The organism is Moraxella haemolytica (assembly GCF_030177935.1).
Taxonomy (GTDB): domain Bacteria; phylum Pseudomonadota; class Gammaproteobacteria; order Pseudomonadales; family Moraxellaceae; genus Moraxella; species Moraxella haemolytica.
The window spans coordinates 936,645-959,502 of sequence record NZ_CP089974.1; the positions used below are offsets into that span (position 1 = coordinate 936,645).

The window sequence follows — 22,858 nt, forward strand, 5'->3', positions numbered from 1 at the left end:
AAAAAAAGTAGTTGTACATGATTGATTGTTCGTTTTGGTTAAAATTTTGTATAAAATGAGTTATAATTGTGCAATCTTTTTTTAACTTAAGAAAATAATCATGAATGCAGTATTAGTCGCTATTGTCGTGATGGTTGGGCTGTCTTTAGCTCGAGTTCATGTCGTATTGAGTTTAATTATTGGAGCAATGATTGGCGGTCTTTTGGCGGGCTTGCCGATTGCCGACACTTTAAATGCTTTTCAAGAGGGCTTGAAAAATGGAGCACAGATTGCCTTATCTTATGCCATTTTGGGGGCATTTGCAATGGCGATTGCTCACTCGGGTGCACCCAAGTTGCTAGCAGATGGTATGATTTCTCATTTAAATAATGCAGGTGCAAGCCAAGCTGTCAAGTGGATGCTATTTGCCATCATTTTTGTGATGGCGATATTTAGTCAAAATTTAATTCCTATTCACATTGCATTCATTCTGTTGATTGTACCACCTTTGCTATTGTTATTAAATCGCTTGCAGACAGACAGACGGCTTGTTGCTTGTATTATTACCTTTGGTTTGGTAAATACTTATATGTTCATTCCTTACGGTTTTGGCGATATTTTTTTAAATCAAATCATCTTAAAAAATGTCAGCGACGCAGGCATGGATACGACAGGTGCATCCATCATGCAGATTATGGCAATTCCTGCGTTGGGTATGCTACTGGGTCTTTTGACGGCGATTTTTGTCAGTTATCGCAAGCCAAGAGTGTATCAGGACATACAGCCACAGAGTGCAAACGATGCCCCAAAAACACATAATAAATCAAGTCGCTACCGTGCCGTCATTGCTTTGGTTGCCATCATCATTGCATTCATGACCCATTTATATACAGATTCTTTGCTCATCGGTTCGATTGCAGGTTTTGCAGTCTTCATGGCATCTGGTGTGGTCAGATGGCATGAGGCAGATGGTGTGTTTAATGATGGCATCAAAATGATGGCAATGATTGGATTTATCATGATTAGTGCTCAAGGCTTTGCTGAGGTAATGAAAGCAACAGGGCAAATTGATGTACTGGTTACAGGGGCGATGGAAGTTTTTGGAGATCACAAAGGTTTTGCTGCTTTGGTCATGCTTCTTATTGGACTTGTGGTAACACTGGGTATTGGCTCTTCATTTTCTACTGTGCCTATTTTGGCAGCTATTTATGTACCACTATGCTTGGCATTGGGATTTAGTATGCCTGCAACTGTTGCACTCATTGCGACGGCAGGGGTACTGGGCGATGCTGGTTCACCTGCTTCTGATTCTACGCTTGGTCCAACCATGGGTCTTAATATTGATGGGCAACATGACCACATCAAAGATACGGTTATCCCAACTTTCATTCACTACAATATCCCACTTATTATCTTTGGTTGGATAGCGGCGATGGTTTTGTAGTTTATTTGCAGTTATATTGTCATGATAACAAAAGCATCATTTAATGATTTTGTTATCTGTGGCTATAAATATCAAACAATAAAAAGACAGGGATGGCCTGTCTTTTTATTGTTTGATTGATTTTTATCATCAAAGTGATGGCTAAGGGTGTCTATTGATTATTGAGATTTGTTTTTAAGACATCGGATAGGTCTGGCTTGTCTTGACCGACTGTTACGATGATAAAGTCATCAGGGTGAATGGTCTGCCTTAGGGCTTGATTGACATCATCTAGGCTTGCCTGCTTGATTCGGTCAATCTCGCCATTGGCATAAATATCAGGCAAACCATGTATGTTCATTGTGGTAGCTAGGGCGTGTATGCTAGCATTACTGGCAAAACTCATGGGGTGTTGGTAGGTATGCTGATTGGCAACCAAGTTAAGCTCGTCCGATAAAATACCATTCGTGATGGCATCATCAATCACCGCTCGAGTTGCTTTGATGGCATCTTTTGCCTGACTGGCGTTGGTTGAGAAGCTGATTTGATAATGACCAGCAACATTCATGGCGACATTTCGCCCATAGATGCCATAGGTATAGCCTCGCTTTTCTCGTATCTCATCCATGAGGCGTGCATTAAAGCTACCGCCTGCTAATGCAGTATTTGCCAATGAAAAATGTGTCTTTTGCAAGAAGTCTGCTTGTGTTCGAGCCACTTTTGGTGCCAAATGCCCCATGATGATGCTTGTCTGTGTGCTGTCATGTGGCACATGAATGTGTTTGGCAGTTGCTTTGGTGGGTGAGGGTAGCATTGGTGCTTTTTGACCACTTGGCAAAGATGCACCGATTTGATTGGCGATATTTTTTGCTTCCGCTTGGCTAAGATTGCCTGTGATGGTGATGACGGCATTTTGAGCAACCAAAAATTTATCTCTAAAATTTCTGATGTCATTAACTGACAATGTCTTTACTGTCTGGATATCGCCTGTGGTGAGTGTGGCATACGGATGGTCTTGGTATAGTGCCTGCTGATATGCACGAGCGGCAAGATAGCTTGGGTTTTGTTCGTGTTGTTTTAGACTGCTGATGAGCTCAGATTTTTCACGCTCAAGAGTGGAGGCATCAAAGTTTGGCTGACTGAGCATTTTTTGTAATAAACTGAGTGCATCATATAAAGTCTTATTTTGATTTAAGCTACGCAAAGAGATTCCTAAGGTGTCTTTGGTAGCACCTGCATTTAGGTGAATACCAAGCCTGTCTTTTGCCAATAAAAATGCTTCTTCGTCAAGTTCTCCTGCCCCTTTGGTCAACAGATTGGCGGTCATGTTTGCTACGCCTAAAGCATCGGTACGCACCTGCCTATCAAATGCTGAACCTGCCTGAAAATCAACGCTGATATCAACCATTGGCAATCCATCAAGCTGTGTAAAAATAACAGGTATGCCACCATCAGTAGTAAATCGCTCAAACTTAGGCAGGGTGAATTGTTTTTCTTGTACTTGTTTTAGGCTATCAAGTACGGGTAGTGGCTTGCTAAAGTCAATGCGTTCGGCATTTTGGTGTTCGTTGGCATGAGCTGTACCCATGATGCTAATGAGTAGCGATAGCCAAAGGGAGGATAGTCGTTGAGTCATGATGTATTCCTGGTTATTTATTGTCTGCTGATGGCGTATTGTCGGTTTTGGGTAGTATGTACATGCTAGTCAAATTATCTTTAGTGAGATAGTGCCTTGCTGTTTTTTGAATATCTTGAGGGCTGATGGCTTTTATTTCATCAGGTAGTTTGTCATAACTGTCAGCAGGTAGCCCCATATTCACCAAACCGCCTATCATCTGTGCCTGAGTGCTAATGCTATCTTGTGTAAAGGTTAGAGCAGAGATGAGAGAGGTGCTAATACGCTGCATTTCATCATCGGTAATTGGCGTATTTTTGGCATTCTCTATGACTTGCAAAATGGCGTTTTCGGCATCTTGTAGCGATACACTATGAGCGGGTACGCCTTCAATAAAAAATAGTCCATCGCCCATCTCATAGGAATCATAAGATACAGAAATGCGACTAAACAGCTGTTTTTCACGCACAAGCACACGCTCAAAATAACTAGACATATCGCCATCTAGTATGTATTGAAACAAGGATAGGGCATAAGAGGTGGTCTTATCGCTGGTGGTGAGTGTTGGCACATTAAATGCCATCATCAGGCTTGGTACTTTGACCGATTGATGTGTGATGGCATGGCGATAGCCTTGATGACTGGCTTGCCTTGGTAGTTTTCTTTGGGGTATGTCGGCAGGTTTTTTGTTGCCAAAATATCGCTTGGCAGCTGTTACCACCTCATCATGACTAACATCTCCTACGACAACAAGCGTAGCATTATTTGGGGCGTAATAAGTGTCATACCAATTTTGTAAATCTTGGGTTGTTAGATTGTCAATATCCTGCATACTGCCGATAACAGGGCGTGATTTTGGGCTGTCTGGCTGACTAAGTTTGGAGAATTCTTCATAAGCTTTTGATAGGGGGTTGTCATCAACACGCAAGCGTCGCTCTTCTTTGATGACCTCTTTTTCGGTGGCAACCTCTTCATCTTTTAGGTGCAGATCTCTCATGCGAAAAGCTTCCATTTGCATGGCAAGGGGATAGTAGCTAGCAGGAAATAACTCATAATATGCTGTGTGCGTATTGCTAGTAAAGGCGTTGTTTTGACCGCCAAACTCAGCAATCAAGCGGTTATAATCCGTGCGTTTTAGGTGGGCATTGTCCTTGAACATCATATGCTCCAAAAAATGCGACATACCACCTTTGCCAATCGGCTCATCATCCGAGCCGACCTTGTACCATACTTGTGTCATGGCGATGGGAGAGCGGCGATCGGTCTTGGTAACGATGGTTAGTCCATTGGTTAGCACACTTTGTTCATATGGATGGGTTTGGCGAACATTGTCGGTGGTAACTTTGATTTGACTTGACTGCTCAGTTAGCTGGGGTAGGCTTTGACAGGCGGTCAGCAGAGCACTGATTGCCATGACAATAGGGAGCTTGTTAATGATGGGTGTTTTTGAGATTATTAGTGTCATTGGTCTTATGCCTTTTTTTGTTTAAATGGTTTGGTTTTGTTGGCTACAGTTGAATGGGTCAATTAAAGACCTGTTCCGACCATGACGCTTGCAGTGGGTTTGATGGCAATGCCGTTGGGCGACTGACAAGCACTAAGTAGGCTGATGACAGTTGTTAGCATGATGATAGAAATGGTGTGATTGCGATATTTCATCATAGTTTCCTTGCATTTGAATAAAAGAATAAATAAGTAAATAACGGTCAAATTTACAGTCATGCCAAATGAATCATTTCGCACATGAGATATGGCCGTGCTTGAAATACAGTTCATTTGTCCTTATGTAGTGGCTTTAGCATTATAAATAAAAGCAAATACTCTTGCTAGTAAAACTTACATATCACAAACAGTTTGTCATGATAAAACAAGGTAATGATAAGTTGCACATGGCTTACGGTTATCCTAAGTTGTGATGTGACTAAGTTGTGCTATAATAATGAACAATAGGTAATAACATGAAAGACATCAAAAATACCATTCATCAATCCGATGCCAATCTTAAAGAGTCATCTGATGAGTTAAAAGAGCTTGATGAATTCGTACCACTGACCACACAGCCATCATTGGCTGAGAATGAAGATGATGCACGCCATGAGGTCATTGGTAACGACAATCAGCAAAAAGAGGTGGTTGTACCCATCATGCCATTGGTATAATATAGTATTCTTTTTATTTCCTGAATGCTTGAATAATAAACAAAAATAAACAGTGAGTAACTCATGAGCGAAAAACAAGGCTGGTTTAGCCGCATGAAGCAAGGACTGTCCAAGTCTAGCAAAAACCTAACAGAGGGGCTGATGACTGCTTTGGTTGGTGGTAAAGAGATTGATGATGAACTCTTAGAAGAGGTGGAAGATCAATTACTTGTTGCTGATATTGGCGTTGATGCAACCAATCGCATCATCAAGAGCTTGACCGAACAAACCGCTCGTGGCGATTTGATTTATTCGCATTCGCTATATAAAGCCCTAAAAAAAGAGTTGGTGGAGATTCTTACTCCTAAGGTTGAGCCACTGGTTATAGATACCACCAAAAAACCTTTTGTTATCTTAATGGTAGGTGTTAATGGCGTGGGTAAGACCACCACCATCGGCAAACTTGCCAAACGACTACAAGCAGAGGGTAAATCTGTCATGCTTGCTGCAGGCGATACTTTTCGTGCAGCCGCCACCGAACAACTACAAATTTGGGGTGAAAGAAATGACATTCCTGTGGTAGCACAAGGTCATGGAGCGGATAGTGCATCGGTTGTTTTTGATGCCATGCAGTCGGCTCGTGCAAAGGGTATTGATGTGTTGATTGCCGATACAGCAGGGCGATTGCAGAATAAAACACATCTGATGAACGAGCTTGAAAAGGTTGTTCGTGTCATGAAAAAAGCCGATGAAACAGCCCCGCATGAAACGATGATTGTTCTAGATGCTGGCACGGGTCAAAACGCCATCAATCAAGTGCAGATTTTCTCTGAAGCTGTACCGCTATCAGGCATCAGTATTACTAAGCTAGATGGTACAGCAAAAGGTGGGGTAGTCTTTAATGTCGCCCAAAACACCAATGTGCCGATTCGCTATATTGGCGTGGGCGAAGGAATTGATGATTTGCAATCATTTGATCCAAATGAGTTTGTTGAAGCATTATTTGATGAAGAAAAATAAATTAAAATACCGTAGAATAATGATTTTACGGTATTTTTTTATGATTTGAATGCTTGATAAGGTGTTTGGTTTTTATTTATCAGATGGTTGTTGGCTGTTTAAGGCAGTGGTTAATTGTTTATGTATGTTACAATCGGTTAGGATAAATATATGGCTATCATTAGCACGCATTACACACCACCACATCAGTTGCCCACCATCAGCTTAACCATCAAAGATGGTAGGCTTGTTTTACTAGATTGGTATGATGGCAAGACGCAATGCCTGCTTGCTAAGGTGGGTGAAAGTAGCCTTTGGGTTGGGCATAACTTTCTAGATGCTTTTGATTTAGACCAAGCGGTCGCTTTGATGACAATCAATCAACTGGATGAGTATTTTGCAGGACGCCGTACAGTCTTTGATATACCACTGGATTTGTCTTATGGCACGGCATTTGAACAGTCAGTTTGGCAGGCTTTGCAAGCTGTAGAATATGGCACAACCATCAGTTATGCCACGCTTGCTCAAAACATCAACAAGCCTACTGCCTATCGTGCTTGTGCTAATGCTAATGGCAAAAACCCCATCAGTATTGTCGTGCCATGCCACAGAGTCATCGCATCAGATGGTGGTATTGGTGGTTATACAGGTGGGGTTCACATCAAAAGAACATTACTGGATTTGGAATGTCGCACAATGGCACAGCACAAGGGTGCAATGAGCGGTTACTAATTTGAATTGGGGTGAATTGACAACTCTTTATCTTTTATTCACAAAGTTCATGAAAAGCTATATCGCAGGCGGTGTAGCTGTGTTATAATTAAACGATTTTTCTTTTTACTTATCTGATTTAGGGAGTTTGTCTTTATGTCGTATGCACTACTTCGCCCGCTCTTATTTAATATGGAGCCAGAGTATGCACATGAACTTACCCTAAGTATGCTGGATAAGGCCTATCATGCAGGTCTGCTTGGTTTTGGCTATTCCAAGCAGGCACTACCTACCACTTGCATGGGGGTAAAGCTACTTAATCCTGTGGGATTGGCGGCAGGACTAGATAAGAATGGCTCGCACATTGATGCTTTAAGTGAGTTGGGTTTTGGCTTTTTAGAGATTGGTACGGTAACGCCACGACCACAGTCGGGCAATGACAAACCAAGATTATTTCGCATTCAGCGAGCAGGGGCGATTATCAATCGCATGGGCTTTAATAACGATGGCGTCGATAAGATGATTCAAAACATAGAGCGATCCAAATATCAAGGCGTACTTGGTATCAACATCGGCAAAAATGCCATCACTCCTGTTGAAAACGCCTTAGATGATTATGTTTACTGCCTTGAGAGAGTCTATCCTTATGCCAGTTACATCACCATCAATATCTCAAGTCCTAACACCAAAAACCTGCGAAGTCTGCAAGGTGGCGACGCTTTATCTGCTCTGTTAGATGGCATCAAAACTTGCCATACACGCTTGGCGAATAATTACGGTTTTTATGTACCACTTGCTCTAAAAATAGCCCCTGATTTAGACGAATATCAAGTTGATGAGATTGCTCATACGGTACTATCATTTGACATAGATGGTCTGATTGCTACCAACACAACGCTGTCTCGTGTGGGTGTGGAAGACTATAAATATGCTGATGAGTCAGGTGGGTTGTCGGGTCGTCCTGTGAGTCATATCAGCACAAAAATCCTATCCATGTTTCATGACCGTCTGTTGGATAAGGTGGATTTGATTGGTGTGGGTGGCATTGACGAAGGAGAGCTTGCCGCCAAAAAAATCAGAGCAGGAGCAAAAGCTGTGCAGATTTTCTCTGGAATAATTTATAGAGGTCCTGCATTGGTGGGCGACTGCGTACAAGCGATTGCAAACCATCAGGACCGCACATGAATGGACTGATAGAGTCAATGACTTTCATTGACATTGTCATCTTATTTGTGGTGCTTTTAGATATGTGGCGTGGCTTTGGGGCTGGATTTGTTAAGTCGGTAGTCTCTTTGGTGTCTTGGTTTTTGGCATTAGTGATTGCATCACGCACCGCCAAAGACATTGCCCCCATGCTAAATATCTTGACAGACAATACCGTCTTACAAATTGCAGCTGCATTCTTACTGGTGGTATTGGTGGTCATTGCCATGACGCACGCCGTTGCACTCATGCTAAACAGCATCACCAAAAGCCTGCATTTAGGCTTTGTTAACCGTATCTTAGGTGGCGTGCTTGGCATTATAACAGGCGTTCTAAAAGTATTGGTCATTCTTAGTGTTACATCGCCACTATTGTCTTACCTGCCAAATTGGCAAGATTCTATTTTGGCACAAAATCTACTGCCATTAGCTCCGATTGCCACAGAACTCTTAAAAGAAGTGCTGGGCGAAGCATGGCAACAAATTCAAAATCCTTATCAATCATCTTAATGGAGTGAACTATGTGTGGTGTAATTGGCATTGTGGCACATGAGCCTGTTAATCAGATGTTATACGATGGTCTAACCATGCTTCAGCACCGTGGGCAGGATGCAGCAGGTATTGTTACCTTAAAAGATGGTCGTTTATATCTACGCAAAGACAATGGCATGGTTCGAGATGTGTTTTTAAACAAACACATGGTGCGTTTGGTGGGTAATTTTGGCATCGGTCATGTGCGTTACCCAACTGCAGGTACATCAAGCACTGCTGAGGCTCAGCCACTGTATGTGAATTCGCCTTATGGCATCGCTTTGGCACATAATGGCAACTTAACCAATGCTGATACGCTTGCCAAAGAGCTATTTGAAAATGACCACCGCCATTTAAATACTGGTTCAGATTCTGAAGTTCTTTTAAATATTTTTGCTAATGAATTGCAAAAATCCACCAAGACCAATCTTGCTCCAAATGATATTTTTGAGGCATTACAAGCCGTCTATCAACGCTGTGAAGGTGCTTATGGTGTGGTAGCAATTATTGCAGGGCATGGGCTATTGGCGTTTCGAGACCCAAATGGCATTCGTCCGCTCGTTTATGGTCAAAGAATTGGCGAAAAAGGGGTGGAGTATGTTGTGGCATCTGAGTCGGTCGCCATTCAGGCACTGGGTTTTGAGATGGTGCGTGATGTTGCCCCTGGTGAGGCAATTTTTATTGATTTAGAGCATAATCTACACACCAAGCAGTGCATTAAAGATGTCAAACATACCCCTTGTATTTTTGAGTATGTGTATTTTGCTCGTCCTGATTCTATCATTGATAATATATCGGTGCATAAGGCTCGTATGCGTATGGGCGAAAAACTCGCCCAAAAAATCATTCGTGAGTGGGGTGAAGATCACGGCATTGATGTGGTAATCCCTATCCCTGACACCTCACGCAACTCAGCTCTTGAGCTTGCCACACACCTAAATGTCAAATATCGTGAAGGTTTTAATAAAAATCGCTATATTGGGCGGACCTTTATCATGCCTGGTCAAGGACAGCGTAAAAAAAGCGTCCGACAAAAGCTAAACGCCATTCCACTTGAATTTAAAAATAAAAATGTTCTATTGGTGGATGATTCTATTGTGCGTGGTACAACTTGCCATGAAATTGTTCAGATGGCACGAGATGCAGGTGCTAAAAATGTGTTCTTTGCCTCTGCTGCCCCTGAGGTTAAATTCCCCAATGTTTATGGCATTGATATGCCGTCTCGTAGTGAGTTAATTTCATCAGGTCGTAGCGTCCAAGAAGTCTGCAAGATTATTGGTGCTGATCGTTTGATTTTCCAAGACTTAGATGATTTGATTGAGGCGGTAAACAATACAAAATATAGCAGCGTCAATGAATTTGATTGCTCAGTCTTTGATGGTAACTATGTTGCAGGCGGTATTGATGAAGCTTATCTAAATGCCCTACAAAATAGACGCAATGATGCTGCCAAGAATACAAGCGTTGCCATTGTTGAGACGCCTGTTGATATCACTGGTATCGCTGATGACTAACTGATGTTGTAACCGTTTGTGTGATAAATTAGGTCGTTGTTTTGCGACTTATTCTATGAGCTGGTGTTCATGGTGTTTTATCATTTCAAACTTACTGGTCTTAGCCAAGAATAACCAAAAAATTATTCGACATTTTTTTGATTGTGCGTTAAAGTAGCCCCTTTTTAGTATTTGTGGTAATCTTATGAACTTTAATAAGCCATTATTTATCGTCTCAGCACTAAGCATGGCAGTGTTATCTGCTTGTACCAGTACCACTCCTGTTAAACCACCCATTCAGGTGGTGGGTGCCAATACCCCCACACCAAAGCCAGTGATTGTGCAGACGCCAGTCATACAACCACAAATCAAACCATCTGTGCAGATTCAACAAGTCAAACCACCTTTGCAGATTCAACAAGCACAACAGCACTATGCCAGCTTTGATGAATGGAAACAAGATTTTATCGCACGCACCATCAATCAAGGCTATCAGGCAGATCAAGTCTATGCTTTGATGAATGGTGCTAGCCTAAATCAACAAGTGATTGATCTTGACCGCTCACAGGCAGAATTTACAAAAATGCCTTGGGAGTATGTAAATGCTGCGACATCAACAGGTCGTATCAAACAAGGTCGTGCCAAGATTGCCCAGTACCCAATAACCTTTAATAATGCTGAGTCCAACTATGGCGTACCAAAAGAAATCGTCGCTGCCATTTGGGGTATGGAGTCATCTTTTGGTGCAGGCATGGGCAACATGGATTTGGTGAATGCCTTATCAACTTTGGCGTATGATGGTCGCCGCCGAGAGTTTGCTGAAAGTCAGCTGATTGCCATGCTTGTTATGGTGAATCGTGGCGATGCTAATATCCCACAGCTTAAGGGTTCTTGGGCAGGTGGCATGGGGCATACCCAATTTATCCCAAGTACATGGATTAAAGAAGGTATTGATGGTAATCAAGACGGTCAAATCAGCCCTTGGGGTATTGGGGATTCACTAAATTCAACCGCAAGCTATCTAAAAAATTCAGGCTGGATATCAGGTCTGATGCCTTATTATGAAGTCTCTATACCCAGTGGGTTTAATCATCAGCTCCTAGATACAAAGCAAAGTTTGGATGCGTGGCGACAAGCAGGATTAATCTCAATGACAGATGAGTACTTAGGCGGTCAGGCAATGGCTGAACTATGGCTACCTGCGGGGATACATGGTCCTGCATTGCTATTGACCCAAAACTTCAATGTCATTCGAATATACAACAACTCATCAAGTTATGCTCTGGCAGTATCACTACTTGCCAGACGCATCGGTGGTGGTAGTGGCTTGGTGGCATCATGGCCAACCCATGAAGAGCCGTTGTCTCGTACGCAGATTCAAGTCTTACAAAGAACCTTAACTGCACAGGGTTTTGACACAGGTGGTGTTGATGGTGTTGCAGGGGCAAATACCCGCCGAGCATTTGCTCGCTGGCAGGCAGCCAATGGTCAAATCCCTGACGGCTTTATTAGCCAAGATAGTGCCTACAGTCTGATTTGGTAATCACTAATGGCTATCCTACGGCCATCAGTGATTACATATAAAAAACCAAGCTATCTATATCGCTTGGTTTTTTATATGGGCAATCTTTAGGTTATTAAAAAATCATTAAATCCATATGGGATTGTGCTTTGATAATATCAAGCCAAGCAAACCGATGTCTTTATGCTATTGATGTGTTATTTTTAATCACCTTGTTTAATCATAAAATCGCCATCAATAAAAAAATTTTATGCTTTTTTGGTTAATAATTCTCAAAAATCATGGTATTATTACCAATATTTCATTGACTACTTTAATCTCAAGGAATCGTCATGACAGATAATAACACTTCTTTAGATGCCAGCAAAATCAAAGATTTGCGTCATAAGATTGATGGTATTGACGAGCAAATTCAATCACTAATCAATGAGCGTGCTACCATTGCTCAAGAGGTCGCCCGTGCCAAAAAAGACCACGAAAACCATCCAATCTTTTATCGTCCAGAACGAGAAGCTCAAGTCCTAAAAGCAGTCATGGCTCGTAACACAGGTCCATTGTCTGGCGAAAAAATGGCACGCTTATTTCGTGAGATTATGTCTGTCTGTCTAGAGCTTGAAGCCCCTCAAAAAGTCGCTTTCTTGGGTCCTATTGGCACATTTACGCACGCTGCCGCATTAAAACATTTTGGTAAAGCAGCCACTACCGTACCGCTTGCAACCATCACAGATGTGTTCCGTGAGGTTGAATCTGGTGCTGCCATGTATGGCGTTGTGCCTGTTGAGAACTCATCAGAAGGCGTGGTAAATCACACCTTAGATGCGTTTTTGGGGTCAAGCCTTAGAATCATTGGTGAAGTGGAGATGCCTATTCATCATAACTTCTTGGTGGCAGAACACACCAAAGTTGATAGTCTAAGTCGCATTTATGCTCATCAGCAAACCCTTGCACAATGTCGCCATTGGCTTGATGTCAATTTTCCAAATGTGGAGCGAGTGGCGGTATCATCAAATGGCGAAGCAGCCAAACGCTTACAGCACGAATGGCACTCTGCCGCCATTGCAGGTGATGTGGCAGTGGCAGAATATGGCTTACATAAGCTGTACGAAAATATTGAGGACAATCCTAATAACACCACCAGATTTCTCATCATTGGTCATGAAGCGGTATCGCCAAGCGGTCAAGATAAGACTTCCATCGTGGTATCAAGCCCAGACCGTGCAGGTGCTTTGATTGAGATTTTAGAACCACTCAAAAAGCATGGCGTATCCATGACCAGTATTGAGACTCGCCCAGAGCGTCCAAATAAGTGGGCTTATGTCTTCTTCATTGACATGAATGGTCATATCAATGAGGATAATGTACAGTCCGCCATTGATGAGATTGCCAAGATTACAAAAGATGTGCGAGTACTTGGTTCATACCCAAAAGCAGTACTGTAATTTTTGCAAATAATTTGTTGATTGGGCTTTTTATGTAAAAGCCCAATATTCACAGTTAGCTTAAGGCAAAAATCATGACCGCTCAACATCACCTTGACCATACACCAGTTTTCTTTCAAAAAACCGCCTTTATTGGGCTTGGTTTAATTGGAGCAAGCCTTGCTCAAAGTATGCTTGATAGGCATCTGACCAAAGAAATTGTGGCGTGCGATAACAATCTAGATACACTAAATATTGCCAAAGAAGTCGGCTTGATTGAACATGGTTCAAATAACTTGACCGATATTTTGCCTGATTGTGATTTGGTGATTATTTGTGTGCCTGTGCAGGCGGTGTTACCAATCTTTGAAACCTTAGCCAAAGCAAAGCTTGCAGGTATCCTATCCGCTGATTGTATCATCAGCGATGTGTGCAGTACTAAAGTGAATGTCGTGAATGCCTGTCAGATGGTGGAGCAAAAGTTTGGGGTCAATCTTAACTTTATTCCCGCCCATCCGATTGCAGGGGCGGAGCATTCAGGCGTGCTGTCTCGTCAGTCAGATTTATTTGTCAATCATGAGCTGATCATCTGCAAAAACCATGCTGATGATAAATATTTGCGTGCAATCAAAGCTCTATGGCAGGGCGTGGGAGCAAGAGTTAGCCTAATGACGGCAGATAAGCACGATACAATTTTAAGCTTAACCAGCCATTTGCCCCATTTATTATCTTATGCTTTGACTTATCAACTTGCTAAAGATGATGAAAATTTAAATATTTTTCGCTATGCAGCGGGTGGTTTTCGGGATTTTAGTCGCATTTCGGCAAGCTCGCCGATTATGTGGCACGACATATTTTTGGCAAATAAAGAAGCGGTATTAAAGGGATTGGATAATTATCAAGCGATTTTAGATGAATTAAAATCTGCCATTGAAAATGACAATTCTGATGAATTATTAAACACTTTTGAAACAGCAAAAAACGCCAGAGATTATTTTGGGCGGTTGTTGGTGGAAAAAGAGAAGTTGAACAATTCAAACAATTAACCATTTGATTTTTTGCTTATGAAAAAAACAAAAATGAAAGCCGTTCGCTATAAAAAAGTTCGTGGTAAAAATAGAATTTTACGCCATATAGATGACTGGGCAACCTGCAATCGTCATTTGAATTTGGATTATTTACAAAAACACCAAAGAGACTATGTTAAATTTTGAGTCAAGCCATTTTCAAATTTACATATTGGCAATAGCATTTATCCAGAACCTTATGGGGAATTTAAAGAAAGACTGCTTCGTGGATTGTTTGACATTTATCAATCTTGGAGAAGGCAATTAGACAGCCTAAATAAGCCTTATTATTTAAAAATTTGGCTGTTTGAAAAACATATTTCACGCTCACAAGTGGTGTGTGCTATTGATGATTATTTGTATTTTTATGATAATGCTTTTGAGTTTATTGATAAGCCAAATCTTAATCAATTAAGAAAGTTGTGCGATGGATATTTTGATGATTTTGAACAATTAAATTGGCAAAAAGGCATTGATACACAATATATTGAAAATACTTATTTAGATTTATTGACTGATACGACAAGTCAAGAATTTAAAGAGACTGAAAAATGGTTTAATCAAATCAAAGAGCAGGCTTATTCTATTTATTATATCCAAAATCCAACGGATGAATTACAATTTTATTATTTGTTGGAAAATGATAAAGTTTGGATTGGTGGATAATTCTTTATAATCAAACTAGGAATCCCTATGAAATACAAACTCACCCCAAGCGATGCCTTTACAGGCACGCACAAAGTCGCCCCTGACAAATCCATCTCGCACCGCTCAATTATGTTTGGCTCACTGGCAAATGGCGTAACAAAAGTCAGCAACTTTTTGGAAGGTGAAGACGCCTTATCTACCTTGCAAGCCTTTGCCGATATGGGCGTTAAGATAGAGCGAGATGGCGATAGGGTAACGATTTATGGCGTGGGTATCAATGGGCTTAAAGCCCCCAAAAAGCCCCTAGATATGGGTAATTCTGGCACAAGTATGCGATTGCTCTCTGGGATTTTGTCCGCCCAAAATTTTGATAGCACCTTGATTGGCGATGAAAGCCTTAGCAAGCGACCGATGGAGCGAGTGGCAAAACCCCTGCGACACATGGGAGCAAAGATAGCCACAACAGGCGAGCGTGGCACAGCACCGCTAACAATCACAGGCGGTCAAAAGCTGGGTGCCATACGCTATGAAATGCCAATGGCGTCCGCCCAAGTCAAATCATGCCTAATGTTGGCAGGGCTTTGGGCAGATGGCGAGACAGTGGTCATAGAGCCTGAAATTACCCGAGACCATAGTGAGCGTATGCTAAGAGCGTTTGGCTATGAAGTCAAAGTAACACCCCTTGAACAAGGCAACGAAATCCGCCTAACAGGGGGTGGACAATTAACCGCCTGTGATATTGAAGTGCCTGCGGACATCTCGGCGGCGGCGTTTTTTATGGCGGCGGCGGCAATTGCCAAGACTGGTGATGTTATCTTGCCTAAAGTAGGCATCAATCCTACTCGTACTGGCGTTATTGATATTTTACGCTTAATGGGTGCGGACATACAGCTTGCCAATCAAACACTTGTCGGTGGCGAGCCTGTGGCGGATATCATCATTAAATCCAGCAAACTACAGGGTATTGAAATTCCTTTGCACCTTGTGCCACTTGCTATTGATGAATTTCCTGTGCTGTTTGTGGCGGCTGCTTGTGCTACTGGTAAGACCATTTTGCGTGGGGCGGCAGAACTGCGTGTCAAAGAGTCTGACCGCATACAAGTGATGGCGGACGGCTTGGCGACTTTGGGCGTGGATTGTACGGTGCTTGATGATGGCATTGAGATTGTTGGGCGTGGCGAGCGTGAATGTGTGTTTGGTGGTGGGCAGATTAAAAGCCATCACGACCATCGCATTGCGATGAGTTTTGCGGTGGCAAGCCTTAGGGCATCTGATGAGATTGTCATTGAAGGAACTCAGACGGTGGCAACCAGTTTTCCGAATTTTGCCAAACTGGTGCAAGAAGCAGGGCTTAATTTGCAAGTGATTAGTTAATCCATGAATAACGCCACAAAACCTACCATAGCTACAACTCCAAAAGGGCTGATGACGGCTATTTTGGCGTTTTTGATATGGGGGAATTTTCCTTTTTATTTTAAACTGCTTGATGGCTACCATGCTGTTGAAGTGATTGTTCATCGAGTGGTTTGGACTTTTGTTGTATTGAGTTTTGTTATTATCATTGGCAAAAGGGTGGCTTGGCTTACTCAAATTCGCCAAAACCCAACATGGCTTGGTCTGACTTTCGTGTCGGCTCTTTTGATTGGTACGAACTGGCTTACCTATGTGTGGGCAGTGGCAAATGATAGGGTGTTGGAGGCAAGTCTTGGTTATTTCATCAATCCTTTAATGGGTGTTGGTTTATCGCTCATTTTCTTTAAAGAACGCCTAAGACCTTTACAAAAAATCGCTGTCGTCCTTGCTGTGCTTGCCGTTGGCATTCAAGTGGTTTTATTTGGTGGTGTGCCATGGGTGAGTTTGATTTTGGCATTATCTTTTGCGTTTTATGGGGTATTGCAACGCCAAACGCCTTTTAATGCCATTGATGGTCTGTTTATTGAGACGGCTTTATTGTTGCCGTTATGTTTAATTTGGCTTGGGCTTTTGGTGTATAGCATGGATATGCTTAGTCATAGAAATTCTTAACCTATTTTATGGAAAATTCAATGAATGACATAGTTTTTATACAGGGCTTAAAAATTGATACGGTCGTTGGGGTGTATGATTGGGAGCAAGCCATCAAGCAGAGCTTGGTGATTGATGCGAAGATTAACTGCGACATTAGCCAAGCTACCGTTACAGATGATGTGATGTATGCCATCAATTATAAAACGGTGTGTGAAGATATTGAGCGTATCTGTCATGAGATGAAAGCCAAATTGCTCGAATCGCTCGCTGAGACTATCTGTCAACATATCTTAAAGAGCTATCCTTGTTCTAGCATTAGCCTAACCATACACAAACCTAACGCCATCAAACATGCCCATAGTGTCGGTGTTAGTATCACTCGTAGCAAATGAAGACTTTGGTTATTGGTGATTTATCTACATTCACCCAAATGGTGTCGGTCGTGGTCATTGCGATGGGAAGCAATCATAATCCCAAGTTCTCTTTTGACACCGCTTTTATCGCCTTAAATGAACTTGGTTCTGTGCAGTATTCATCTGTGGTGGTGGGGCAGGACTTTACAAGAAGAACGACCGATGAGTATCACAATGCTTGTGCTGTGCTAAACCTAAACTACTCTCAAGCGTTTGGCGATATTTACCACAGAATAAAACAAATTGAGTGCTTGTGTGGTCGCTGTGTGAATGGTCCGCTTGTGCCGATGGATTTGGATATTTTGGCGGTGTCTGATGGTGAAAAATGGCTGGTTAGCCAAAAAAGACTGCCTTTTAAGGCACATGAACGGGCGGGACTTGATGAAGTGGCGGCATTTCTTTTAAACATAAAAGATAAATAAAAAGCGGATTGGTATTATCCGCTTTTTATTTATCTTTTATTGCTTGGGTGATTGGTTCGGTCGTAGTAATTGCTTCCATCTGCTTGTGTCTTGAATCTTCTGTGAAACCACATCCATTGGGCAATGTCTTTTTTAATGTTATGTTCTATCATATCATTAATACGCTGTGCGTCCGCTAGCTCGTCATCGCTTGGGTAATGATCAATCACAGGCGATAGGCTGATGTGATAATGCGGTCGCTTGCCTGCAGGAAGGGTGTCGGGGGTTTGGCGTATCATGTCAAAGGCGATGAATACAGGGGGATTTTTTTTATTCATGCTGGCAAATCGCCTTTGGGCGGTAATGGTTGCAGACGGCACACCAAAAAATGTCGCCATAATACCATGTTTTAGCCCAAAATCTTGGTCGGGTGTATACCAAATAATCTTGCCTGCTTTTATTCGGTTTATCAATTTTTTTATATCACGATTGGCAATCTGTTCATCATAAATTTGTCGTCTGTTATTAAAAATAAACCATTCCAAAAGTGCATTATTCTGTTTGCGATATACGCAGTCCACTGCAAAAAACTGTGTGGCAATTCGCCCCATTAAATCAAGCGTGGTATAATGCCCACCCAATAATATCACTGCTTTATTTTCTTTTTGGGCAGTAATTAAATGCTGTAAACCTGAAATGCTAAACGTGCGTTTAAAAACATTGGGGCGAAACCATGCGTTTAGGGTTTCAAAAATGCCAATGCCCTGATTGACAAAAACCTGTTTGGCGATGAATATTTTTTCATCATCGGATTTATGGGGGAATGCTAAAGTTAAATTGGTTAGTGTGTCATTTACTCGCCTTGGGATTAGGCGATAGGCTAGCTTCCCAACACCCCGCCCAATGGCAAATTGCATTCGTAAGGGCAGATATAAAAGTGGTAAAAACATCGCTAAGGCAAGCCAGATTCCCCAATATTTGGGATGCAAAAACACCCACTGCCAAGAGGCTTTATCTGCCATACTGGTTTGTTTATGCGTGGTGGTTAAATCAGGCATTTTTTTTATGTTGATTTGTTGGGTGTTATGATTGCCAGAATGACAATCACGCCCACAGCAGTTTTGCTTACTCATTTATTCTCCCCCAAACTTATTTTCCCAGACTCTCCAGCTCTTCCCATCGTTCCAACTTCGCCATCAGCAGGTCGTCAATCTCCCCCAATCTTTTGCTGTATTGGGTGGCTAATGACAAATCGGAGATGAACAATAAACCATCAGCAAGCGTTTCGTTCAATTCGTTTTGTTCTTGTTCAAGCTGTGCGATTTCATTGGGTAGGCTTTCTAATTCTCGCTGTTCTTTGTAGGACAGTTTGCGTTTTTGGGTGTTTGCCGAATTGATGGCATTGCTTGTTGGTGGGTTTTTGGCTTTGGGTTTTTCTTGTTCCAACTTTTCGGTTTTTGGCTTCAAGGAGTTTTTATCAGCTCGTTGTTTTTGTAGTAGGTAATCTTGATAGCCACCCACATATTCTGTTATTACGCCGTTGCCATCTTTATCTGTATCAAATACCCATGTTTGGGTAACCACATTATCCATGAATGCACGGTCATGACTGATCAGCAAAATCGTCCCTTCAAAACCAGCCACATACTCTTCTAAAAGCTCTAAAGTTGCCATATCAAGGTCGTTGGTTGGTTCATCTAGCACCAATACATTGGCAGGCCTTAGTAGGTTTTTGGCAAGCAATGCTCGGGCTTTTTCGCCCCCTGATAGGGCTTTAACAGGTGTTCTGGCACGGTTGGGTGTAAATAAGAAGTCTTGCAAATAGCCCAAAATATGTGTTTTTCTCCCACCAACTTCTACATGGTCAGAGCCTTGTCCCACATTCTCAGCAACTGATTTTTCACCATCTAATTGGTCTTTTAGCTGATCAAAAAACGATATGGATAAATTTGTTCCTAATTTGACCGAACCATTGATTTTGGCACCCTCATCAAGCCCCAAAATGGTACGAATGAGAGTTGTTTTTCCTACGCCATTTTGTCCAATGATTCCCACTTTATCGCCACGCATCAGTAGGGTTGAAAAGTCTTTCACCAACACTTTGCCATCATATTCTAAGGTTAAGTTCTTGACTTCGCAGACAATTTTTCCTGATTTTTCGGCGGTATTTTGGGTAAGTGAAACATTGCCCACGACATCACGGCGGGCTTTTCGCTCTTCTCGTAACTGCTTTAAGGTCCGTACTCGCCCTTCGTTACGAGTTCTGCGAGCTTTAATGCCTTGTCTTATCCAAACTTCTTCTGTAGCCAGTTTTTTGTCAAATTCTTCAAAGGATTTGGCTTCGCTAGCAAGCTCTAGCTCCTTTAATTCTTGGTAACGGTCGTATCCGCCCACGCCCTGCAACACATCATAGCTAGATAATTTTCCCCTGTCTAGTTCAACAATGCGAGTGGCGAGATTATCAACAAATTTGCGGTCGTGCGTGATGAATAGTACGGTCAAATTTTGACTGAGTAAATAGCTCTCAAGCCAGTCAATACTCTCTACATCAAGATGGTTGGTTGGTTCATCAAGCAGTAACACATCAGGCTTAACTACCAATGCCCGAGCCAACAGCACTCGTCTTTTGCGACCACCTGACAACTCAGAAAGGCGGTCGGTGGGGTTTAGCCCCATGTTATCAAGTAAAGTGCGAGCATTTCGCTCCAAATCCCAGCCGTGTAGTGCGTCAATCTCGTGTTGCAAGTATGCCATGTCTTCACAGGTTTTCATATCGCCCATGCCACAGCTTTCGGATAGGGCGTGATAGGATTTGAGTAAATTCGCCACTTTCTCATCGCCGTTCATCACCACATCAAGCAAAGTACCATCATCATTTGGCACATCTTGGGCAAGCATGGAGATACGCACGCCATCAGCAATGATAATCTCGCCATCATCAGGGGTTTGAGTGCCATTGATGAGTTTTAATAGTGTGGACTTGCCCTCGCCATTTCGTCCAATCAGACATACCCGCTCGCCTGCATCAATGCTAAAATTGATACGGTCTAAAATAGGTGAGACACCAAAGGCAACAGAGAGATTTTTAAGGTGGATGAGTATCATAATAGTCGGTTCGGTGTTAAAATAAGACAAATTATAGCAAACTTTTGATTTAATTTTGAATTTTGGAAAAAATAAATGACAGATGTATATGCTCAAATGATTGATCTGCAAATCAAACTTGCCTACCTAGAAAGTACGGTAGAGACATTAAATGAAGTTATTGTTACTCAAGATCGCAAGCTAAAGGACTTGCAAGATCAGCTAAAACTCATTTATCGGCATCTACAAAATCAATATGATGACGATGGGGGTATTGCTCCGTTTGATTTGCTTGCTGACAAACCCCCACACTATTGATATTAATTGAAATAATAAAAAATCATAAAATGTACACCAAGTGAGAAAATGACTTAAATTTATCTCTTGTGTTACTAATGATTTTGTTTTAATATACAACCACGCAAGTTGTTATGATGACAGTTAACAATGATGTCTTGTAAAAAATTATATCTTGCGGATTGGATGGTCTTTAGCTTTTGGTTGTAATGTCTAAGGCCCTTTAAGGAAAAAATGGAGAATAAATATGCGTATTTTTAATCATAAGGCTTTGGCAATAGCCATCGCTTCTGTTGGTGCTATTGGTACGGCAAATGCCGCAGGTCTTGATCGCTCTGGACAGGATATTACTGCATTTTTGCAAGATGGTACTTATGCTGAGGCGGTCTATATTCATGTAGATGCTGACCTTACTGGTTTAGATGCTGCAGGTCGAGCCATCAGTGATATTGCCAAACCTTATGGCTTTTTCCGATATGGCGTAAAAACTGACATCAACGACAGCTTTAGCATCGGTGTTTTGTATGATGAGCCTTTTGGGGCGGATGTTAACTACACAGGTGATAATAACTTTGTATCACAAGGTGCGGGTGCTACCTATGGAGAACTAACCAAAGGTACTGCAGCGGCGTCAACACCAGTTGAGAGTGTTTTGCGAATAGCAGAATGGATGCGAAGTGGTGATCAACAGCTACAAGAGCGTGCCAAAACCACACTAACTCCTAGAGCGGGTGTCGCATACTATGAGAAAAATAAGGAAGAGCTTGATAAAATTAACTCTCATTTGAATGCTGAGCAGATTTCACGGGAGATGCATCTTTGGACATTACAAGGCGAAAAATTCAGAAATGACAGTGGCGTTAAAGGTCTAGATGGTCAGCCTCTTGATGGTAAAGTTGGCAAGAGAATCGGGGAAGAATATTTTAAGCAAGTGGCAGCATTAGCCAACATAACTCAAACCGCTGAAGATCAGAAAGGTCAAAGCACTAATGTATCGATTAGTACCAATAATGTAACCATGCTGATGGGTGCAAAATTTGGTACTAACAAAAACTTCCAAATTTATGGTGGACCTTCCGTACAACGCCTAAATGGTGAGGTGCATTTGCGTGGTGCAGCTTATCAAAGAGCGCAGGGTTATGACGCTAAAATCAGACAAGACCAAGCGGTCGGATGGGTAGCAGGTGCTTCGTATTCTAAGCCTGAGATTGCTCTAAAAGCTGCTTTAACTTATCGCTCTGAGATTGAGCATACTTCTGTCATCAATGAAGTTTTCCCAGCATTGGGCGTTGCAGGCGTAACTTCTCGTGATTTTAGTGTGGCTCTGCCAGAGTCTTATAACCTAGATTTCCAAACTGGCGTAAACCCAACCACACTACTGACTGCCAAGGTTCGTTATGTGCCTTGGGGCAATTTTGACATTCGTCCACCAACTTATGGTGATGCAACCGCCAGAAGTGCTGGCGTAAGATTACCAATCGTTAGCTATGACAAAGATCAATGGCAGGCTGAAATTGGATTGGGTAAGAAGATTTCTGACAAACTGTCTGTTGCAGGTAATATCGGCTATGACAGTGGTTCAGGCAGTCCTGCTACTTCATTAGGTCCTATCAAAGGTTATTATAGCGTAGGTCTGGGTGCTAAATATAGTATTACGCCAGAATGGTCGCTGTCTTTGGGTGGTAAATATCTGAAGTTTGGTGATACCCAAGCTCAACTACCAACCAAAGCAATCGTTGGTAAATTTGAGGATAATGATGGCTTCATCGCAGGTGTAAAACTTGCTTATCATGCCAAATAATTATCTAACAACTAGATAATCTCATATCTAAATAAAAAACAAGCTTTTAAATAAAGGCTTGTTTTTTATGATTTTTGAACACTGTGCTGATTAGGTTTTGGTTGTGAAA

The 22,858-nt window shown here is 42.0% G+C and carries 21 protein-coding genes and 1 pseudogene; 17 read left to right on the forward strand and 5 right to left on the reverse strand.

What is annotated here, in order from left to right:
• Positions 1-100: 100 nt before the first annotated feature.
• On the forward strand, positions 101-1,423 hold the full coding sequence (locus tag LU276_RS04410) for a Na+/H+ antiporter family protein (RefSeq protein WP_284674428.1): 1,323 nt from the start codon (positions 101-103) through the stop codon (positions 1,421-1,423).
• A 151-nt stretch (positions 1,424-1,574) separates the two neighbouring features.
• Here LU276_RS04410 and LU276_RS04415 read toward each other — a convergent pair whose 3' ends face one another.
• The 3 genes from LU276_RS04415 to LU276_RS04425 form a co-directional block, all read right to left on the reverse strand.
• On the reverse strand, positions 1,575-3,038 hold the full coding sequence (locus tag LU276_RS04415; protein WP_284674429.1) for a M16 family metallopeptidase: 1,464 nt from the start codon (positions 3,036-3,038) through the stop codon (positions 1,575-1,577).
• 13 nt (positions 3,039-3,051) lie between these two features.
• Positions 3,052-4,482, reverse strand: a complete 1,431-nt coding sequence (locus tag LU276_RS04420) for a M16 family metallopeptidase (RefSeq protein WP_284674430.1) — start codon at positions 4,480-4,482, stop codon at positions 3,052-3,054.
• Between the two features lie 62 nt (positions 4,483-4,544).
• The gene (locus LU276_RS04425; RefSeq protein WP_284674431.1) at positions 4,545-4,679 is read right to left on the reverse strand and encodes a hypothetical protein; all 135 of its coding nucleotides are present in this window, start codon (positions 4,677-4,679) and stop codon (positions 4,545-4,547) included.
• Positions 4,680-4,975: 296 nt separating this feature from the next.
• Here LU276_RS04425 and LU276_RS04430 point away from each other — a divergent pair, with 296 nt between their 5' ends.
• From LU276_RS04430 to LU276_RS04495, 14 genes and pseudogenes are all read left to right on the forward strand, one after another.
• Positions 4,976-5,176, forward strand: coding sequence for a hypothetical protein (locus tag LU276_RS04430; protein WP_284674432.1), 201 nt, complete (start codon positions 4,976-4,978; stop codon positions 5,174-5,176).
• 63 nt (positions 5,177-5,239) lie between these two features.
• Positions 5,240-6,175: a signal recognition particle-docking protein FtsY gene (ftsY, locus tag LU276_RS04435; RefSeq protein ID WP_284674433.1), complete on the forward strand. Its 936-nt coding sequence runs from the start codon at positions 5,240-5,242 to the stop codon at positions 6,173-6,175.
• A gap of 156 nt (positions 6,176-6,331) precedes the next feature.
• On the forward strand, positions 6,332-6,886 hold the full coding sequence (locus LU276_RS04440; protein WP_373627420.1) for a methylated-DNA--[protein]-cysteine S-methyltransferase: 555 nt from the start codon (positions 6,332-6,334) through the stop codon (positions 6,884-6,886).
• A gap of 135 nt (positions 6,887-7,021) precedes the next feature.
• Entirely contained in the window at positions 7,022-8,050 is a 1,029-nt protein-coding gene (locus tag LU276_RS04445) for a quinone-dependent dihydroorotate dehydrogenase (protein ID WP_284674435.1), read from the forward strand.
• Positions 8,047-8,577, forward strand: a complete 531-nt coding sequence (locus tag LU276_RS04450) for a CvpA family protein (protein ID WP_284674436.1) — start codon at positions 8,047-8,049, stop codon at positions 8,575-8,577. Before LU276_RS04445 ends, LU276_RS04450 begins: the two co-directional genes overlap by 4 nt.
• 11 nt (positions 8,578-8,588) lie before the next feature.
• Entirely contained in the window at positions 8,589-10,112 is a 1,524-nt protein-coding gene (gene purF, locus LU276_RS04455; RefSeq protein ID WP_284674437.1) for an amidophosphoribosyltransferase, read from the forward strand.
• A gap of 184 nt (positions 10,113-10,296) precedes the next feature.
• Positions 10,297-11,634, forward strand: a complete 1,338-nt coding sequence (locus LU276_RS04460; RefSeq protein WP_284674438.1) for a lytic murein transglycosylase — start codon at positions 10,297-10,299, stop codon at positions 11,632-11,634.
• Between the two features lie 311 nt (positions 11,635-11,945).
• Complete coding sequence (gene pheA, locus LU276_RS04465) at positions 11,946-13,052, forward strand: prephenate dehydratase (protein ID WP_284674439.1); 1,107 nt, start codon at positions 11,946-11,948, stop codon at positions 13,050-13,052.
• A gap of 74 nt (positions 13,053-13,126) precedes the next feature.
• The gene (locus LU276_RS04470; RefSeq protein ID WP_284674440.1) at positions 13,127-14,077 is read left to right on the forward strand and encodes a prephenate dehydrogenase/arogenate dehydrogenase family protein; all 951 of its coding nucleotides are present in this window, start codon (positions 13,127-13,129) and stop codon (positions 14,075-14,077) included.
• 252 nt (positions 14,078-14,329) lie between these two features.
• Complete coding sequence (locus LU276_RS04475) at positions 14,330-14,764, forward strand: hypothetical protein (RefSeq protein WP_284674441.1); 435 nt, start codon at positions 14,330-14,332, stop codon at positions 14,762-14,764.
• A 57-nt stretch (positions 14,765-14,821) separates the two neighbouring features.
• Positions 14,822-16,120: pseudogene (gene aroA / locus LU276_RS04480) on the forward strand (3-phosphoshikimate 1-carboxyvinyltransferase); the annotation flags it as partial.
• Positions 16,121-16,123: 3 nt separating this feature from the next.
• The gene (gene rarD, locus LU276_RS04485; protein ID WP_284674442.1) at positions 16,124-16,771 is read left to right on the forward strand and encodes an EamA family transporter RarD; all 648 of its coding nucleotides are present in this window, start codon (positions 16,124-16,126) and stop codon (positions 16,769-16,771) included.
• A 20-nt stretch (positions 16,772-16,791) separates the two neighbouring features.
• Positions 16,792-17,145: a dihydroneopterin aldolase gene (gene folB, locus LU276_RS04490; protein WP_284674443.1), complete on the forward strand. Its 354-nt coding sequence runs from the start codon at positions 16,792-16,794 to the stop codon at positions 17,143-17,145.
• Positions 17,142-17,588, forward strand: a complete 447-nt coding sequence (locus tag LU276_RS04495; protein WP_284674444.1) for a 2-amino-4-hydroxy-6-hydroxymethyldihydropteridine diphosphokinase — start codon at positions 17,142-17,144, stop codon at positions 17,586-17,588. The genes folB and LU276_RS04495 overlap by 4 nt, the downstream gene beginning before the upstream one ends.
• 29 nt (positions 17,589-17,617) lie before the next feature.
• On the opposite strand, the gene LU276_RS04500 is transcribed toward LU276_RS04495, so the two are convergent.
• Positions 17,618-18,700 carry an LpxL/LpxP family acyltransferase gene (locus LU276_RS04500; RefSeq protein WP_284674445.1) on the reverse strand — a complete coding sequence of 361 codons (1,083 nt, stop codon included), beginning with the start codon at positions 18,698-18,700 and terminating at the stop codon, positions 17,618-17,620.
• Positions 18,701-18,716: 16 nt separating this feature from the next.
• The gene (locus tag LU276_RS04505) at positions 18,717-20,672 is read right to left on the reverse strand and encodes an ATP-binding cassette domain-containing protein (protein ID WP_284674582.1); all 1,956 of its coding nucleotides are present in this window, start codon (positions 20,670-20,672) and stop codon (positions 18,717-18,719) included.
• A gap of 75 nt (positions 20,673-20,747) precedes the next feature.
• Between LU276_RS04505 and LU276_RS04510 the strand changes: the two genes are divergently transcribed.
• Together LU276_RS04510 and LU276_RS04515 are read left to right on the forward strand one after the other, a co-directional pair.
• Positions 20,748-20,969, forward strand: coding sequence for a SlyX family protein (locus LU276_RS04510; protein ID WP_284674446.1), 222 nt, complete (start codon positions 20,748-20,750; stop codon positions 20,967-20,969).
• Between the two features lie 226 nt (positions 20,970-21,195).
• Positions 21,196-22,749 (forward strand): hypothetical protein, encoded by a 1,554-nt coding sequence (locus LU276_RS04515; RefSeq protein WP_284674447.1) that lies wholly within the window; start codon positions 21,196-21,198, stop codon positions 22,747-22,749.
• Positions 22,750-22,858: the final 109 nt, after the last annotated feature.